At 64.8% G+C, this 236-nt stretch carries 1 pseudogene; it reads right to left on the bottom strand.

Features of this window, described 5'->3' with window-relative positions:
* Positions 1-236: pseudogene (locus SAY88_RS25670) on the bottom strand (MFS transporter); the annotation flags it as partial.

Genomic DNA, 236 nt, shown 5'->3' with positions numbered 1-236 from the left:
GCACGCACGCCATGTTCCAGCAGAGCCTGCACATCCAGATTGCGCACGGTGCTGGCCAGAAGACTGTTCAGCCAGGCCACCATCAGCGCGCCGGAAAGCGCCACGCCAAGTGCCCCACCCAGTGAGCGGAGGAAGGACATGGAGGAGGTGGCCACCCCGAGTTCGCGCGGATTCACCGCATTCTGCACCGCTGTCGTCAGATTCGGCATCGCCACACCCATGCCGAGGCCCAGGAT

This window comes from Halalkalibacter flavus, assembly GCF_036663575.1.
In the GTDB taxonomy this organism is placed as follows: domain Bacteria; phylum Bacillota; class Bacilli; order Bacillales; family Bacillaceae_D; genus Halalkalibacter; species Halalkalibacter flavus.
Note: the sequence above shows the minus strand (reverse complement) of the source record. Positions and strands in the feature narration are given on the sequence as shown.